This window comes from Limnobacter sp. G6BE5S (assembly GCF_058448965.1).
The window spans coordinates 123,215-139,793 of record NZ_JBZFLM010000003.1; the positions used below are offsets into that span (position 1 = coordinate 123,215).

A 16,579-nucleotide genomic window follows, 5' to 3' on the forward strand; every position below is an offset into this window, starting at 1 on the left:
ACCTGATCACATGAATCAATTCAACGTACTCTCGGAAATTCTGGGAGTCACCGCCCCCGTGTTTGCAATGGTCTTCATGGGGTTGGTGCTGCGCAAGGTCAATCTGATCAACGATTCCTTCATTCAAACAGCATCAACGCTAACCTACAAAGCCACCATGCCAACGCTGTTCTTTCTGTCGATCTGGCAGGCTGATCTGCAAAGCGCATTCAATGCCACCCTGGTCATTTTTCTGTGTGCTGCCACGGTGGTGGGTTTCTTAGCCAGTTGGTGGTGGGCCACCCAAGCTATTCCATACAGCCAAAGGGGCGTATTTGTACAAGGGGCTTTTCGGGGCAATTGTGGTGTCGTCAGCTTCGCCTTGGTAGCAAGCTACTATGGTGCCTATGGGCTATCGGTGGGCGGCGTACTGGTTGGTTTTACCATTCTCTTGTTCAATGTGCTGTCAGTGCTAATTCTCTCTGTCTACAGCCCCACCCTGAAATTCAGCCCCGCTTCAGTGGGCAAAGAGTTGTTGAAAAACCCCCTTATTATTGCTGTGGTGCTGGGCATGTTGGCCAGCGCGGTGAAACTGTACATACCGCAGTGGCTATTGAAATCGGGCGAGTACTTTGCCGGTCTCACTTTGCCACTGGCACTCATCTGCGTAGGTGGCACTCTTTCACTGGCCGGGGTCAAAGCTTCTGGCATGTCAGCCCTGCAATCCAGCGCAATCAAAATTGCAATTTTGCCCGTGCTGGCCTGCACTGCGGCATGGCTCATCGGCATTCAAGGGCGGGATCTCATTATTTTGTGGATGTTCTTTTCAAGCCCAACTGCGGCAGCCAGCTTTGCCATGGCCGTGGCTGCTGGGGGTGACGGCAAACTGGCCGCGAACATCATCGCCCTGACCACCCTGGTGTCCATCGGAACCATGACTTTGGGTATTTACACGCTCACCGCGCTGGGGCACTAAATTCACACGTTAAACTCGGAATGAATTCCAGAAAAACAATTCAATCCACAGGTAGCAGTACATGAATACCCAAGCAGCAAGCCAAGTGACAATGACATCCCAGCGGGAATGGGCGCTGCTGCTGATCCTTGCGGGTATTCAGTTCACCCACATTCTTGATTTCATGATCATGATGCCGCTGGGCCCACAGCTCACTGCAGCGTTTTCAATCTCCGATGCCAAGTTCGGTTTGCTGGTGTCGGCCTACACTTTCGCTGCAGGGGCCTCGGGCCTTGTGGCCTCGCTGTACATTGACCGGTTCGAACGGCGCCGCTTGTTATTGATCCTCTATGTGCTGTTTGCGGCAGCCACATTGGCGTGCGGCTTGGCACCCACCTACGAAACGCTGATGAGCGCGCGCATTGCAGCCGGCTTGTTTGGCGGTATTTTGTCTGCGATGATTCAAACAATCGTGGCCGATGTGGTGCCCTTTGCGCGCAGAGGCAAAGCCATGGGCGTCATCATGACCTCCTTCTCGGTGTCCACAGTCATGGGCGTACCGCTTGGTTTGTATGTGGCGGCCAACTCCGACTGGCACACACCATTCTTCGGTATCGCAAGCATCAGTTTCTTGCTTGTGGTGGCGGGCTGGTATGTCATTCCCACCCTGCAGGGGCATTTGCATTCGCGTGGCGAAACAGGGCCGTTGCAGGGCATTGCCCAAGTGCTTCGCGACACCAATCACTTGCGGGCATTTTGCTTTTCGTTCTGCATGATCTTTGCCGGTTTTTCGATCATTCCTTACATCACAATTTACATGCAGATCAACGCGGGTCTGTCGCCGTCCGACATTCCGCTAATTTATCTGGCAGGTGGTGCAGCCACGCTGTTCAGTGCGCAAATCATCGGCAAGTTGAGTGATCGAATCGGCAAGTTGAAAATGCTGCAAATCATTGCAGGCATTGCGGTGGTTCCCATGGCGCTGATCACGCTGACCGAGGGCATGAGCATGGCGGTCATTCTGGTGATCACCACCTGTTTTTTCGTGTTTGTCAGCGGCAGGATGATTCCCGGTATGGCCTTGGTCAGCGCTGCAGGCAACCCAAAAAACCGTGGCACCTTCATGACACTGAATTCATCCATGCAGTCTGCTGCAATGGGGTTGGCTGCGCTGATTGGCGGTGTTGTCATTTCGCGCAATGCCGAGGGGCTGATTGAAAATTTTTGGTGGTGCAGTGTGATTGCGATCACATTCAACCTGGCCGCTTTGTTGATTGCAAAAAAATTGCGGGTGTATCAGTAAGGCGGTGAATCTGCTTTGATCAGCTCGCCGCCATGCGGCGAATAATTGAGGACACCACCAAACGCAAACCCTTGACCTCTTTCACTTCCAGGGGCCGCTTTTCTTTCAGGTCTTTGTCTTTGCTGAGTTCTTCAAGCTTGTGTTCAATTTCTTTCAACAGCTCAAGTTGTTGCTTCATGATCATTTACCAATAAACTCGGGTACGCGAAATATACACGCAAGCGCGTCTGCGTTGGATGACACTTTTGTGACGCGTCATGTGCTTCACTTTGCAACAGTCACAATGGATTGATCCTTGCTTGTGTCTCCAGCACGCTTAATTCAAATACTGCAATCATGACGCTACCTTACTTATTCGCCACCGCCATTGCCATGTCAGTTTGTGCAACTGCACTGGCCAAGCCAGACACAGAATGGCCTGTATTTGGTGGGAACTGGAATCACCAACGGCACAGCCCATCCACTCAAATTGCGCCCGACAACGTTGCACAACTGGACACAGCCTGGGAATTTGACACCGGGATATCCTCCAGTTTTCAAGCCACGCCCATTGTGGTCAATGGGGTGATGTATGTGTCGCTACCGTTTAACCATGTGGTGGCCTTGAAAGCCGACACCGGCAAGCTGCTGTGGCGCTACACCCACGACCGCATCAAAGACCGCCCCATGTGCTGCGGCCCTGCCAACCGGGGTGTGGCGGTCAGCAATGGAAAAGTGTTCATGGGCACTGTCGACTCTCGCTTGCTGGCCCTGGACGCGGGAAATGGCACCAAGTTGTGGGACATAGATGTCACCAAGGGCGATCAAGGTGTACGGGAAGATGCCAGCGCTCTGGGTTCACAACTGAATACACAGAATGGAAAACTCGAGGTGTCCGGAACCTCGGGCGCGGGCATCAACATGGCGCCCATGGTGTTTGATGGCAAAGTCATTGTGGGCATTACAGGTGTGGGCTATGGCCTGCACCTGGATTCACCCGACCCCGACGCCCCGCTGGGTTCAGTCGTGGGTATTGCAGGCAATTACGGTCGACGCGGTTTCATGGCGGCATACGATATCAACACGGGTGCACAGGCCTGGAAATTCGACACCGTGCCCGAGAAAGGTTGGGAAGGCACATTCACCCGGAAAACACCAGATGGTGTGGTGCTGCCTCGTGACATTGATCAGGAAAAAGCAGACGTTTCAAAGTACCCGGATGCATGGCAGTTTGGTGGCGGCTCGGCGTGGAGCACCCCAGCCATTGATCGAGAAAACGGCATGCTCTATTTTGGTACGGGCAACCCTTCTCCCCAAATGGAAGGCTCGTCAAGGCCGGGCGATAACCTGTACACCGCGTCACTTGTTGCACTCGATATTCGCACTGGCGAATTGAAGTGGCACTACCAACAAGTTCCTCACGACATGTGGGGCTACGATGTGGCAAGCCCACCCGTTTTGTTCACGGTAAGGCATCAGGGCCAAGCCGTGCAGGCTGTGGGCCAAGCTGGAAAAACAGGTTGGTTTTATGTGCACAACCGAATCACCGGCGCACTGTTGTTCAAAAGCGAAGCCTTCGTGCCACAACACAATATGTTTACCCTGCCCAGCGAACAAGGCAATGTGATCTATCCCGGTGTCATTGGTGGTTCAAACTGGTCGCCAGTTTCAGTGGATGAACAACGCCGCATGGTGTTCATCGCAGGCATTCACTGGCCTGTGAAATATCAATTGCATGAACTGAAAGCCAAGGGCAACAAACCGGCTTTGAAATATTCATCCATGTCGCCCATCGAGGACGGAGAAAAATACGGCCTGCTTTCAGCCCTTCATCTGGACACTGGCAAACTGCTGTGGCAACACAAGGTAAAGGCCCCCCTGATTGGCGGCGTCTTAAGCACCAAGACAGGTCTGGTTTTTTCTGGTGAAGGCAGTGGCGAATTTTTTGCACTGAATTCAAACACGGGCAAACGCGTTTGGGAACAGACCAACCCGGCCGGTGTAAACGCACCACCGGTTAGCTACGAGGTGAATGGCAAGCAATATTTGGCAGTGGCAATTGGCGGCAACAAGCTGTTCGGTTTCAAACAAGGACAAACCATCAAGGCTTGGGCATTGAAGGCTAAATAAGCAGCCAGTGATTGTCCAGTGCGAATGAATTCTTGTCTTCACCGGCCTGGTGCCCCAACCAAACTTCACCGCCCCGCGAGGCCAAGGCGCAGGCCGCTTTGGCCTGCTGCGTGTTCAGCAATCTGCCATGTAAATCAAACTGGGCAACTGAATCATTCTTGGTGCAACTGATCACAAAGCCTTCGGGCGTGGTGGCAATATCGCCTGCATAGCCGTTCACACCAATCGACTCAGCCACCGGGCGCAACCCTTGCTCATCGAGCAAGGCAAGCACTGGTGCCGCCTCTTGATCGGCCTCTACGGCATGATGGGCCTGCATGGCTATTCCCACCACACCGCTGGCATGCACGGCCATGTGGCGCAGGCTGAGCCGCGAATCACGCAGGGTCCATTGGTTCAACACCCTTCCCGTTCGGGGGTGCATGGCCACCACGGAAGAATCCATGGGCAAGTGGTTTAGTTGCGTGCGCCCCATGTCTGCATGGGTTTGTATGCCGCCATTGGCCACCAGCAAAAAAGGTTCATCGATACCCAACACACCGCCGGGCAACACCAACATTTCATGTGGGTCTCGACCCTGCGTTGGCCACACATCGAGAAGCTCAAATGTTTCCCGGTGACGAACACCCAGAACGCCTTGCCCGGTCAACACATCGGTTTCTGTGGTGAACAAGCAATCACCGTGTACTGCGCTGTGTCCGTTCAAATGCCGGTCTTCGTCTTGCCAGGTTCGCGCAGTGTCTCCGGTTTGAATGTTCAGGCGCATGATCCAGTCGCCCGGGCGACGCGCGATGACCAAATACTCATCGCCCTGAAGGTGCATCAAACCATGTGGGCGGGTGGGTAAATCCACTGCCGAATCGATGGTGTAAGGGGTCGACAGGCGGGTATTTTTCCAGCTGAGCACACCCACCTGATAAACCCCTGTTGGCAGTTGCCAGGCCGCAAGCAAGCTGGCGTGCTTGCCATTCACAGCGGCCCTTGAGGGCAAGGGTAAAGCCAGCGACAGTGCCACTGCACCGCCTTGCAACAGAAATTGTCGGCGTGACAACACCATGGGCTCAATCGCCGTCTGAAGATGAAAACTGGATTGACACGTTTAATCCTTTGGCCACTTCAGTTTCCAAAAAACCTTTCAAGGCTTTTGACGCCTTCACTGATTGTTCAACACTGGCAGGCTTCGAAACATTGTTGGCCTTCACCGCAGCCGTAACTGCATTGCTGTGAACGAGCAATGTGTCCGCCAAACCAATTTTGCCCAATCCCCTTAGGTAGGCCTCCAGCGGCACCACCTGTTGATCGGCGTTGGGCACGGTCTGGCTGCTGACCACCAGCAAGTCTGCAATGCCCTGCCACTGCGCTTTCCAGGCGTTTTCGGTCAACCCGAGTTCAGCGTACGGCCAATCGGGTGCGCCGCCCTTGGCGGTGTCGTCCCTGTTTTTCAACAACGGTTTTTCCATGCGCTCCCAAGCCAGGTTGTGTGTGGCACCCACCAGTTGATTGAAGTACAGCTGCATGTCGGCCTTCAAGGAATCAGCATCCTCTTCGCTGTTTGGTTTGACGGGTTGCCAGTTCAAATCAGCCACGGTGCGAGTCATGTCTCTCACCACCTCTTGCGCGTAATTGCACTGGGGCGATGCGACCTTGAAACCTGGTTGGCCCAGTAAATATTCAATGGCCGGAAATCCCTTCGCCGGGCTTCCTACCAAAGCCATGGCCTCGGCGCCTTGGGGCTGTTTCTTGATTGCGCGTTCAAGCAAGTTCACCCGCAATGGCCGAAAATCAATTTGCCGCACTGTATTGTTCTGCAGCATCGGGCCCATCACCACAGCAGACAATTCAAGCCACACCAGATAGGTCTTTGAGTACTGTGTTTTCAAGGCATCAATCGGTAAATCACCCTGACAATACTTCGCGGTTGAATTGCCGAGTTGGTCCAGCTGCGCCAACAACGCCGCCGTGTCTTTGGCGTAGTGGTGAGTCACCGTGCTGTTCAACACTTCCGAAGCGTCGTAATACGGAAACAACAAAGTACTTCTGTCTACAGGCTTTGCAGCCGCAGCCAAATTAATCACCAAGAGCAAAACCCCTGCAAGCACAATGCAAATGAGTCCACGCAATAAACCATGTTTCAATTCATGCTGGTGTTGAGGATGCATTACAACGACTCCACAAAACGGATCAAGGCAGCGCGGTCTTCAGCAGAAAATTTCATGAAACGGTTTTTGCTAAGTTCCGCTTCTCCGCCGTGCCAAAGAATGGCCTCTTCAACACCGTTTGCACGGCCGTCGTGCAACAAACGCATGTGGTTATTGACATCGGGAATCAAGCCGATGCCCCACAAGGGCGGTGTTTTCCATTGCCTGCCATTGGCGTGAAAATCAGGGCGATTGTCGGCAAGCCCGTCGCCCATGTCGTGCAACAGCAAATCGGTGTAGGGCCAAATTTCCTGACCTTCAAGTGCTTTGCTGCTCAAGGCCGGAAATGGCACTTTGCCCGTGGTGTAAGCGGGGCGATGACACACCGCACATTGCGCCTGTTCAAACAACTTTTGCCCTTTCAACACCTGTACGTCGTTTACATTGCGACGGGCAGGCGGTGCCAGTACGGCCTGATAAAACACAATTTCATTGAACAGTTTGTCGCTCAGTTCTGGCTCGCCATTGTCAGAACCATTGGGTGCCTTCAAACAATCCTTTTGCGAGGGTGTACAGTTTTCAACAGGAAACAAACCACTGGTGATTCCGATATCGCCGAGAAACGCACCGCCGGTTTGGTGGGCCAGTGAAGCCACATTGGCCTTCCAGCCAAAACGGCCCAGCATCTCCTTCTTTGCGTAGGCATCCCAAACACGATTGGGCACACCCTTGATCGGCCCCGCTTGCTCAGCCTGTTGCCTGGCATTGGCCAGCACATCTTTTTCCTCAATCGCTTCCAGCAAACCCAAACCGATTACCTGTGGCGCAATGCGTGGGCTCACCATCACCTTGGGGTGCATGGGCCCATAGGCCAATTCAGTGAATGAGTAGCTTGGCTTTTGCAGCACATACGGTGTGCCGTCAGGGTATTGGCCACGCACCTCCGTGGTTTCAATCCTGATCTTGCCTTCCGGCTTTACACCATCGACAGCGGCATTGTTCAACTGATCACCGTAAGTGGGCTCGGGCACAACACCATGGTGATCACCCACACCCGGAATGGAAATCCTGAACAACAAATCAACAGGCTGCTCACTGTTCAAGCGATTCAATATTTCAGGTGGTTTTCCGCGACCATCCTGAACATGGCAACCACCACAGGAACGTGCAATAAAGTGCGGCCCCAAACCATCTCGCGCGGTGGTCGACGCTGGCGCCTGTACCCAGTTGCGCTTGAAAAACGAGTTGCCGATTGCAAACCGGGTACGCTCTTCATCCGGCAAATTGGCGGCTGGAAATGAGAAGGCATTGCGACCGTCTGCAAACACTGTTGCGTCGCCAGCGCTGCGGGCAGTCATGCTCTCGCCTGCGGCCCACGAAGCCCCTGCCACCAAGGTGGCAGTCAAGGCAAACACTATTAATTTTCGATCGTTTTTCACGGATAAGTATCTAATCAAGGCAAGGTCAAAGTAAGCCGGGTAATGCCAATTGCATTGGCAGATTCCACGATCAAGGAGCTCTGTTTGACCAAACTGGCCACTGTCGCCTTGATTCGCTGCGGACCGGGTGCGTCTGTACCGCCAATAATTTCCCGATCAAACGGTGCTTGAATTTGATTGGCTGCACTCACCGATTTCTGGATCTGTTGCGTGGTTTCTTTGGCCACATTGGGCGCTTTGGCGGCGACCATTTCAGCCAGCGAGGGCACTTTCAGCACAGCACCGCTGGCTTGCTTGTATGTGCCGGTCCACACATTCAATATGCCTTGCGCATTGTTGACCGCATCACGATGGGTGTTGTCTGAAAAACAGGAATGTTCATCCTCTTGATCCTGACTGAACAAAGCCACTTCGAGCCGTTCGCCTGCAAGTTCACCACGCGACAAAGACCCCAGCCCAACCAGAATTTGACGAACAGACTCTTTGCCGCCCTTCTCAAATTCAGCACGGAAGTTATCCGGTGTGGCGGGAGCCCAGGCAGATTGCACAGTTTGTAGATCGTGAATCAACAGGGCAGTCACTTCACGCAAATAGTGTGCGCGGCGCTCAGCATTGCGGCCCTTGCCTTTCACGTAATCCGTGTAGGGCCGATCACCTGGACCATCATCATTCAAGTCTTGACCCCACAACAAAAACTCGATGGCATGCCAGCCAGTGGCAATGTTTTCTTCTCCACCACGTTCATTTTGCTCCACGAGCGCTTCGCGGGTGATGTTGAATTTACCGTTGTTAATGAAGCCGCTGTTTGAATCGCCCTTCACATAGTCCACATACGACTCGTCCATGGGCCAGGCATTAATCTGGCCTTCCGGCCCGTTTTCGTCGTCGATCGGGCCGCCATAAAAGCGGAAAGCCTCGGTTTGTCCGTAGAACTCACGCGCATCAAGCCATGCTTTTTTTGCAGTGTTCATTTCAGCTTGCGAAGGTGCTTTTAAAAACGCATCAATGGCAGCTTGCATTTTTTTCGCAGCATTCACAGTGTCGGTGTAGTTTGCATACACCAATTGTCCATAACCCCTTACAACTTCGTCGGCTGAAGGTGCAGCCAAAGCCACGTTGCACAATGCCAGGGCAAAACCGGCGACCATCCACTTTTTCATGAGGGAATAAAACCTTTGAATCAATCTAAATCAAGCCATATATTAATCTTAATGAGAATGATTTGCAATTAATTAGGGCATCCATTACACTTCGCAACAATCGATGATGCGCAAATCCCCGGTGCGTTGATAAACCGGGGGCCGCGTCGAACGCAATGTGGTGTTCAGTGCAAACTACCGTTTCTAAAATTCAATGGCTGAAAATCAGTAGTCGGCAAATTTATTGCCTGCTGCTGGCCTTTCCTGCAGGCTTGGCCTTGGCCAACCTGCTCGCTGCAGCCATGGCTATTTTATTGTTCAATGCTGGCATGGAACAAAGCGAAGCGATGACACTGAGCCTGTTGCTGGCTTATCTTGCCATGCCCTGCTGGATGCTTTGGATTTACTGCACCCGCAGCCTGGCCTGGTTAAGCGCCAAAGGGCTTCTGTTTGGCTTGCTGTGCGCTATCGTGATTTATTTTCCTTGGTGAATCATTGCAGTGAGCAAGCACAAAGCCCCATCCGTTCGCCAACACATGGCCTGGTTTCACACCTGGTTTGGCCTGTTCATTGGCTTTTTGTTGTTCGCCGTTTTCTGGATGGGCACACTGACGGTATTTGACCGGGAATTTGATCGCTGGATGCACCCCGAGAGCCGCAGCATAGCCGGTGAATGCTGCACACTGAGCCCGCAACAACTTGAAGCCGTGTTGATGAAAGCGCGTGAACTGGCGCCCGAATCCGACAACATTCGATTGCGCCTGCCTACCGAGCGCACGCCCATGACATTGATCCGCATTGTTGAACCCGATCGCAGCTTGAAAGCCTATTTCATGGATCCCGACACTGGCAAGGTGGTCAGCAATGAACACACCTTGGGGGGCAGCGGCTTCTTTTTCCCCTTCCACTACAAGTTCAATATTGCGTGGAAAGATGTGGGTTATTTCATGCTGGGTATTGCAGGCCTGGCCATGATGGCCCTGCTCATCAGCGGCATTGTGCTTCATCGGAAACTGCTGGCTGAATTCTTTGTGTTTCGCCCCAAAAAGCACACGGTGCGCAGTCTTCTCGACTTGCACAACCTGAGCAGCGTGGTGGCACTGCCGTTTCATTTCATCATCACTTTCACAGGTTTGTTGATTTTCTTCTCCATCTATTTTCCGTGGGCCACACTGGCTGCATTTGACAACGACAAGGCCGCTGCACAAAAAGCCATGAGCGGTTTTATCAATTTGCCAGCCAGTGGCTTTATTGAAAACACCGATCAACAGCTTGCCGCATTAAAAAGTGTGCCTGCGCTTGTTCAGGCACGGGAAGCGGCATGGAGCCAAGCCTTGGGCGAACCAGCACGTGCCGACGCCATCAACATTCGCAACCTGACCGACAGCAATGCGACGCTTGAAATTCGCAGGGTATTTCCCGCACGCAGCATTGCGATGAGCACCCACGCAGACACACTGCTGCTGCACACCGGTGCGCTGCTCCACGCCCACGAACCCAAACCCATCAAGGGGTTTACGCACTGGATCAACGGCCTTCACTTCATTCAATTCGACCACGCAGCGCTGCGCGTACTGTACGTGATTGGCGGCTTGCTCGGTTGCGTCATGATTCACACCGGTTTTCTGTTTTGGCTTGAAGCACGCCGTGTTCAACACCACAAGAAAAAGCTGCCCGGGTTTACCGTAGTTCAAGCGCTGACTGTGGGCGGCACACTGGGCATGATGATCGCCTCCGCGGCTTTTCTGGTGGCCAACCAGCTTATTCCAGATCACCTCAACAACCGCGCCACAGTGGAAACCTGGGTGTTTTATGGGGTCTGGGTTGGCAGTATTGTCTGGGCTTTTGTCAACGCCCGCAAAGGCCGGCATTTACAAATCCATGCGCAAGCCCATCGAAGCAGCCAGTGGTTTGAGCCCACGGTGGCATTCACCGTGCTGTGTGCTCTGGCCTGGTTACTGAACCAGATCAACACAGGTGGCATGGTCGCAGCAATTCGCCAAGGGGACATGAATTCATTGGCCATCGATATTGGTTTGCTCATCATGGTTGCAAGCGGCATTTACACGGCTCGCAAAGTTGTGATCAAGTCTGCAGCCAGGCAGCCTGCACACAGCGAGGCCTTGAAATGCAACTAACACTGCAGCTTGCGTTGGCCTTGACACTTCTGTTTTTTGGTTTGCTGTCCATTGCACTGTCCCAACAGGCCCACTTTCGCCATCGCCGTTGGGCTGGGCGCTGCAACGCAATCGGGCTGCGAACAATTATGCTGCGTCGCATTGCAGGTGTTCTTGCCTTGCTGATCAGCGCAACCCTAATGGTCCTTGTTCAGGGCATTGGTTTTGGCTTGGTGCTTTGGGTAATGGCCGCAGCGGCATTGGCTGTGCTATCGACATGGGTACTTGCCCGGTCAAGTTAAAAGGGCACTTCGTGTTGTCGGCGTATAATCGCCTGATATCCAACACGAGCTGTATTCATGATCACCCGTTTTGCTACCGCCGCCCTTTTACTGCTAGCCAGCCTGTCCACCAACGCCCAAACCAATGGGTCCGCTCTTGCAACGGACATGGCCAGTCGCGTTCAAGCCTGTGTGGCCTGTCACGGTGCGGAAGGTCGCGCCAGCGCGGAAGGCTACTACCCGCGCATTGCGGGCAAACCAGAAGGCTATCTGTACAACCAGTTGATCGCATTTCGCGATGGAAGCCGCCAGCATGCGGCGATGAATGGAATCGTTCAACATTTGTCGAATGACTACCTGCTGCAAATGGCCAGGTACTTTGCTGCACAAAACCCGCCCTACCCTGCACCGGCCAAAACAACGGCAAGCCCCAGCGAACTGGAACAAGGCAAACGCCTGGTATTCGACGGTGTTGTGTCCAGGAAAATACCTGCATGTGCAGCCTGCCACGGGCAGGCGCTTACTGGTGTTGAACCCTACACACCCGGTTTGATCGGCTTGCCGCGCGATTACCTGAATGCCCAATTGGGCAAATGGCGCAATGGGCAGCGCAAGGCCGCCGACCCCGATTGTATGCATGCCTTGGTCAAAGCATTAAGCCCGGCGGAACTGAACACAGCCACTTCCTATTTGGCAGCCCAGGCTGTGCCGCCTAACTCAAAAGCAGCACCGGCCAACAGCATTCAGTTTCCGCTGAAGTGCGGTACGCACACCACCACAGCCGCGCCAAACCTTGGCACTGTGTCGCCCGAACCCATTGCGCTGAATGTGCTGTCGGCACAAGAAACGCGGGGCGCCTATTTGGCGCGCATCGGCAATTGCGCCGGTTGTCACACTGCAAACCCCAAGAAACCATTTGCCGGTGGTCGTGCAATCGAAACGCCGTTTGGACCAATTTACAGCAGCAACTTAACCCCCAACCCTGAAACCGGATTGGGCAACTGGACCGCCGATGATTTTTACAAAGCCATGCACAGCGGCATTTCCAAAAATGGCGACTACCTGTACCCGGCGTTTCCATACACCGACTACACCAAAATGAGTCGGGCCGAGGTAGACGATTTGTTCGCCTACCTGAAACGCCTGCCCGCAATTGTGCAAAAAACGCCCGAACCCGAATTGCAGTTTCCTTTCAATCAACGCCCGCTGTTGGCAGTGTGGCGCGCGCTGTATTTCACTGAAGGTGAATACAAACCGAACACCCAGCAAAGCGCACAGTGGAATCGCGGTGCCTACCTGGTCAGCGGCCCAGGCCATTGCGCGGCATGCCACACCCCCCGCAACACATTGGGTGGCTTGAAAGACAAATTGAATTTAAGTGGTGCCACCATACCGGTGCTGAACTGGTTTGCACCCGCTTTAAACAATCACCCCGAGCATGGCTTGGGCAAATGGAGTGAAAGCGACATTGCCGCCTATTTGCAAAGTGGAGTTAATCGCCATGCAGCCACTTACGGCCCCATGAGTGAAGTGATCGCGCACAGCTTGCAATTTGCCACTGAAAGCGACACAAATGCCATGGCGGTTTACCTGAAAAGCCTGCCTGCGCAAGCACCTTCCGAAAATGAAAGCACAGGTCTTGGCCAGCGCACCCTGCAACCACTCATGCAGCGCGGGGAGAATATTTACGCCAACACCTGCGCAGAATGTCATGGCAAACAAGGCGAGGGAAAAGCCAACCAGTTCCCTGCACTGGCTGGCAATGTCAATGTAATTGCCCCCAACCCGGTCAATGCAATTCGAATGGTGCTCAACGGTGGCTTTTCACCCAGCACGCAGGGTGCACCCTACCCGCACGGCATGCCACCCTACCGTGTGGAACTGAGCAACACCGACATTGCGGCGGTTGTTACTTACATTCGGCGAAGTTGGGGCAACAGCGCCAGTGGTGTTGCATCGGTCGAAATCGACAAGCAACGGGGCATGCAATAAAAAAAGCCGGTGATGAATTGCTTCACCACCGGCTTTTCACTGGGTACGTCGTGATCAGAAATCAACCTGCATTTCAACCAGCAACATACGTCCTGGTGCTGGCACGCGGCCAGTTGTGCTCACATCCACACCACGGAAGAAATACTGCTCATCAAACAGGTTGTTGATACCAAAACCAAGGTTCATGTTTCTGCCCTGACCAATCGGGAAATCGCGACCCACGCGCATGTTCACCAAAGTATAGGCTGGCAATTCACCCGCGCTGCCGTTGGCAGTTTCGGCTTGCGTGTTGGCTGAATCACTGAAGCTTTCAGACACATACAAAGCATTGGCATTGGCTGTCCACTTGTCGAACTTGTAAACAGCATCAAAGCCCAGGTGGTGCGTGGGCGCATTGCGCAACTCTTTGCCTTGGTCGGCGCCAGACAACTGCTCGGTGTCCAGGTAGGTGTAGCTCATGCCCAACTCGGTTTGGCTGTTCAGGTTCCAGCGGCCTTCCAGTTCAACACCCTCTTGGCGTGTTTCGCCAAGGTTGCGGAATGCACCTGTATCGAAAACAATTTGATCTTTGTAATCCACACGGAACAGGGTCGCTGCAATATTGGCTTGGGGATTGATTTGCCAGCGCGAACCAATTTCGTAGTTCTCAGCTGTTTCATTGCCCACATCGCCACCCCGTGTAACCTGCGCGGTTTGCACTGGTACCAGTGAACGTTGTGCATTGGCAAACACAAACACGTCTTTGGTGGCCTGGTAGCCCACGGTCAAGCCAGGCAACCATTCATCCGGGTTGTTTTGAAATTCCGTACCTGTGTTCAAATCGCGGTAACGGGTTTCAACATCTTCATAACGAATACCGGGCGTTACTTTCAAACGATCATCCATCAAGGCGATGGTGTCGCTTACGTAATACGCCATGGCTTTGGTTGTAAAGTCCCAGCGACGGAACGGGTTGACCGATCCAGTTGCCAGTGTGGTGCGGCTTACGTCGAAGCGCACATCTTCTTCAACAAAACGTGCGCCTGCAATCACCGTGTGGTTGCCGATCTGCTTGGTGAAACGTGGCTCTGTGCCATGTACGCTGAATACACGCGGAGAATCAAGAACAAACGCTGGCGTTTGTGCCGGGTCATCCGAGAAAGTGGCCGACTGACTAAAGAAGAAAGTGCGGTTGGCTTGGTGTGCAAAGTTGCGCCAGGTCAACTTGAAGTCATCTGAAAACGAATGGTTCCAGGTGAACGTGCCACGCCACATGTCGGCGTCATACGCATCAAAGGGCTTTTGCGACTGGTTCGGATTCTGCTCGTACGCTGTCGGGCTCAAGGCTCCCGGCAACTCGGCCTTCACTTCGTAGTACTGCAACTGCGCTTTGAAATCGTTGTTGGCGTTCAGGTAGTACTCGCCATCCACGATAAAGTTACGTACTTCAGTGTCGGAACGATCACGCTGGCCCTTGCCATCCACAATGTTCGCCTGAAATTGCAAACCCAGATCTTCACGAACAAAACCACCAATGCGGTAGTAGGTGTCGGTCAACATATTCCCGGTTTCTTCAGAAATTTGCAGGCGTTCGCGGAAGGTTTGGCTGGTTTTTGCTGGAATGGCTTTGGTCACCAAATTCAGCACGCCACCCACGTTGTTCGGGCCGTAATGAACAGCCGCACCGCCACGCACCAAGTCCACCGCCTCAAGGCTGGGCAAGGTAACCGGGAACAGCGACAAGCCCACGTTGGTGTAGGGGCCAATGGCAATCGGGTACCCGTCTACCAAAATTTGAATGCGCTCGCTGCGCAAGGGGTTCAAGCCGCGCAAGCCAATATTGGGCAAAATCCCGGTACCGGTCTCATCGAGCACTTGAACGCCCGGCACACGACGCAATGCATCTTCCAGGTTCAATGCACCACGCTCTTCAAGGTCTTCTTTTTCAAGCACGGTGCGCGCACCCGTGTAGGTTTTTACGCTTTCCTCAGTGGGTGGGCCCAACCAGTCGGATTGCACGGTAACCGGTGCCAGGGTTTCAGCAAAGGCTGCATTACCCAATGAAAGGCAAACCATGGCAACTGCCATGGAAAGCGGGGAAACAAGGGGACGTTGGCGTGTGTCAGCACGACCATCAAAAGAGTACATTGCAATTTCCTTTAGTTAATGTAAATCGTTCTCATTATCTTTATTTTTACCATTAGTTTGTTGTACCCCGCTGCCAAAACCAACTTTTTTATTCAATAAGCAAAAGAATTCATGCGCCAGTACCCATTTCGAGCGATGAATTGTTAAATCTTTTGAAGCTTTATTTTATTTAATGCTAATATAAATCATTCTCATTTACTAAATTAAAGAATGATCCAATCCTCCCCGCTGACCAAGCCAAAGCCCAACCAGTCACCTTGGCTGGGCTTGCTGAATTCCCTGCCCTCTCCGCTGATCGTCGACATGATTGCCCAGTGCAATTACGACTTCGTCATCATCGACACCGAACACGTACTACTCGATGAAAATACCTTGCGCGAATGCATTCAAACCTGTCGACACCACCGCTGCATGCCATTGGTTCGTGTTGCAGAAGTCCGCCCCAACTTCATCGGGAAGGTGCTGGATGCCGGGGCCATGGGCATTGTGTTGTCACGTGCCGAAACTGCCGATCAAATTCATGCACTGGCGCAGGCCATGAAGTTTCCCCCGCTGGGCAAGCGTGGCATTACAGGTGGCACGGTCACCGGCTACGGACAACTTGCCCTGAGTGACTACATTGCGCGGGCCAACGAGGAAATCTTGCTCGTGCCCATGATTGAAAGCCAAAGTGGCTTGACTGCCCTGCCCGATATGCTGGCCACCGGGCAGGTCAGCTTTGTCATGGAGGGTGCATTAGACCTTGCCTTGAACCTGGGCCTTGGACCCAGCCCCTTGCACCCGGCCACGTTCGAAGCATTGAACAACATGCATGAAATTTGCGTTCAAGCCAATGTCCCTTTTTGCCCGAATCCACGAACACCGAGTCAACAGAGACACTGGCAAGAACTGGGCTGCACTCTTTTTCTGTGTGGTGAAGACCGCAGCCACTTCAGCAAAACACTGCGCAACAACCTTCAACCATTCCACACACCCCAGCCCGCCCCTCAAGGAGCCTGAA

General features: G+C 53.3%; 14 protein-coding genes. 8 read left to right on the forward strand and 6 right to left on the reverse strand.

Annotated features, from left to right (window positions below; genetic code table 11):
* The first annotated feature begins 10 nt into the window (after positions 1 to 10).
* Both ACVL1J_RS06305 and ACVL1J_RS06310 read left to right on the forward strand, forming a co-directional pair.
* Positions 11 to 955 (forward strand): AEC family transporter, encoded by a 945-nt coding sequence (locus ACVL1J_RS06305; protein WP_341238135.1) that lies wholly within the window; start codon positions 11 to 13, stop codon positions 953 to 955.
* Between the two features lie 61 nt (positions 956 to 1,016).
* A complete protein-coding gene (locus tag ACVL1J_RS06310; protein WP_491665199.1) occupies positions 1,017 to 2,237 on the forward strand; it encodes an MFS transporter in 1,221 nt (406 codons plus the stop codon).
* 19 nt (positions 2,238 to 2,256) lie between these two features.
* Here the strand turns inward: ACVL1J_RS06310 and ACVL1J_RS06315 are convergent, their stop codons facing one another.
* Complete coding sequence (locus ACVL1J_RS06315; protein ID WP_159572327.1) at positions 2,257 to 2,415, reverse strand: hypothetical protein; 159 nt, start codon at positions 2,413 to 2,415, stop codon at positions 2,257 to 2,259.
* Positions 2,416 to 2,573: 158 nt separating this feature from the next.
* Between ACVL1J_RS06315 and ACVL1J_RS06320 the strand changes: the two genes are divergently transcribed.
* Positions 2,574 to 4,346, forward strand: coding sequence for a pyrroloquinoline quinone-dependent dehydrogenase (locus tag ACVL1J_RS06320; RefSeq protein WP_491665200.1), 1,773 nt, complete (start codon positions 2,574 to 2,576; stop codon positions 4,344 to 4,346).
* Here the strand turns inward: ACVL1J_RS06320 and ACVL1J_RS06325 are convergent.
* The 4 genes from ACVL1J_RS06325 to ACVL1J_RS06340 are packed head-to-tail and all read right to left on the reverse strand — an operon-like array spanning position 4,339 to position 9,071.
* A complete protein-coding gene (locus ACVL1J_RS06325; protein WP_341238133.1) occupies positions 4,339 to 5,403 on the reverse strand; it encodes a DUF1513 domain-containing protein in 1,065 nt (354 codons plus the stop codon). The two genes, ACVL1J_RS06320 and ACVL1J_RS06325, sit on opposite strands and share 8 nt — an antisense overlap.
* A 4-nt stretch (positions 5,404 to 5,407) precedes the next feature.
* Positions 5,408 to 6,505: an imelysin family protein gene (locus tag ACVL1J_RS06330; RefSeq protein ID WP_341238132.1), complete on the reverse strand. Its 1,098-nt coding sequence runs from the start codon at positions 6,503 to 6,505 to the stop codon at positions 5,408 to 5,410.
* The gene (locus ACVL1J_RS06335; RefSeq protein WP_491665201.1) at positions 6,505 to 7,923 is read right to left on the reverse strand and encodes a di-heme oxidoreductase family protein; all 1,419 of its coding nucleotides are present in this window, start codon (positions 7,921 to 7,923) and stop codon (positions 6,505 to 6,507) included. Before ACVL1J_RS06335 ends, ACVL1J_RS06330 begins: the two co-directional genes overlap by 1 nt.
* 14 nt (positions 7,924 to 7,937) lie before the next feature.
* Positions 7,938 to 9,071, reverse strand: coding sequence for an imelysin family protein (locus ACVL1J_RS06340; protein ID WP_491665265.1), 1,134 nt, complete (start codon positions 9,069 to 9,071; stop codon positions 7,938 to 7,940).
* Between the two features lie 179 nt (positions 9,072 to 9,250).
* Here ACVL1J_RS06340 and ACVL1J_RS06345 point away from each other — a divergent pair, with 179 nt between their 5' ends.
* The 4 genes from ACVL1J_RS06345 to ACVL1J_RS06360 are packed head-to-tail and all read left to right on the forward strand — an operon-like array spanning position 9,251 to position 13,452.
* Entirely contained in the window at positions 9,251 to 9,553 is a 303-nt protein-coding gene (locus ACVL1J_RS06345; protein ID WP_491665202.1) for a hypothetical protein, read from the forward strand.
* 9 nt (positions 9,554 to 9,562) lie between these two features.
* Entirely contained in the window at positions 9,563 to 11,200 is a 1,638-nt protein-coding gene (locus ACVL1J_RS06350) for a PepSY-associated TM helix domain-containing protein (RefSeq protein ID WP_491665203.1), read from the forward strand.
* Complete coding sequence (locus tag ACVL1J_RS06355) at positions 11,191 to 11,481, forward strand: hypothetical protein (protein WP_491665204.1); 291 nt, start codon at positions 11,191 to 11,193, stop codon at positions 11,479 to 11,481. Before ACVL1J_RS06350 ends, ACVL1J_RS06355 begins: the two co-directional genes overlap by 10 nt.
* A 57-nt stretch (positions 11,482 to 11,538) precedes the next feature.
* Positions 11,539 to 13,452 (forward strand): c-type cytochrome, encoded by a 1,914-nt coding sequence (locus tag ACVL1J_RS06360; protein ID WP_341237931.1) that lies wholly within the window; start codon positions 11,539 to 11,541, stop codon positions 13,450 to 13,452.
* 54 nt (positions 13,453 to 13,506) lie between these two features.
* Here the strand turns inward: ACVL1J_RS06360 and ACVL1J_RS06365 are convergent, their stop codons facing one another.
* The gene (locus tag ACVL1J_RS06365) at positions 13,507 to 15,579 is read right to left on the reverse strand and encodes a TonB-dependent receptor family protein (RefSeq protein ID WP_341237930.1); all 2,073 of its coding nucleotides are present in this window, start codon (positions 15,577 to 15,579) and stop codon (positions 13,507 to 13,509) included.
* Between the two features lie 210 nt (positions 15,580 to 15,789).
* On the opposite strand from ACVL1J_RS06365, the gene ACVL1J_RS06370 reads away from it, so the two are divergent.
* A complete protein-coding gene (locus ACVL1J_RS06370; protein WP_341237929.1) occupies positions 15,790 to 16,578 on the forward strand; it encodes an HpcH/HpaI aldolase family protein in 789 nt (262 codons plus the stop codon).
* Position 16,579 lies beyond the last annotated feature (1 nt).

Excerpts from the sequence above, each read along its gene's own strand:
- ACVL1J_RS06370 (WP_341237929.1), top strand. The coding sequence starts at position 15,790 with ATGATCCAATCCTCCCCGCTGACCAAGCCAAAGCCCAACCAGTCACCT.
- ACVL1J_RS06325 (WP_341238133.1), bottom strand. The coding sequence starts at position 5,403 with ATGGTGTTGTCACGCCGACAATTTCTGTTGCAAGGCGGTGCAGTGGCA.
- ACVL1J_RS06310 (WP_491665199.1), top strand. The coding sequence starts at position 1,017 with ATGAATACCCAAGCAGCAAGCCAAGTGACAATGACATCCCAGCGGGAA.
- ACVL1J_RS06355 (WP_491665204.1), top strand. The coding sequence starts at position 11,191 with ATGCAACTAACACTGCAGCTTGCGTTGGCCTTGACACTTCTGTTTTTT.
- ACVL1J_RS06340 (WP_491665265.1), bottom strand. The coding sequence starts at position 9,071 with ATGGTCGCCGGTTTTGCCCTGGCATTGTGCAACGTGGCTTTGGCTGCA.
- ACVL1J_RS06360 (WP_341237931.1), top strand. The coding sequence starts at position 11,539 with ATGATCACCCGTTTTGCTACCGCCGCCCTTTTACTGCTAGCCAGCCTG.
- ACVL1J_RS06315 (WP_159572327.1), bottom strand. The coding sequence starts at position 2,415 with ATGAAGCAACAACTTGAGCTGTTGAAAGAAATTGAACACAAGCTTGAA.
- ACVL1J_RS06365 (WP_341237930.1), bottom strand. The coding sequence starts at position 15,579 with ATGTACTCTTTTGATGGTCGTGCTGACACACGCCAACGTCCCCTTGTT.
- ACVL1J_RS06330 (WP_341238132.1), bottom strand. The coding sequence starts at position 6,505 with ATGCATCCTCAACACCAGCATGAATTGAAACATGGTTTATTGCGTGGA.
- ACVL1J_RS06320 (WP_491665200.1), top strand. The coding sequence starts at position 2,574 with ATGACGCTACCTTACTTATTCGCCACCGCCATTGCCATGTCAGTTTGT.
- ACVL1J_RS06305 (WP_341238135.1), top strand. The coding sequence starts at position 11 with ATGAATCAATTCAACGTACTCTCGGAAATTCTGGGAGTCACCGCCCCC.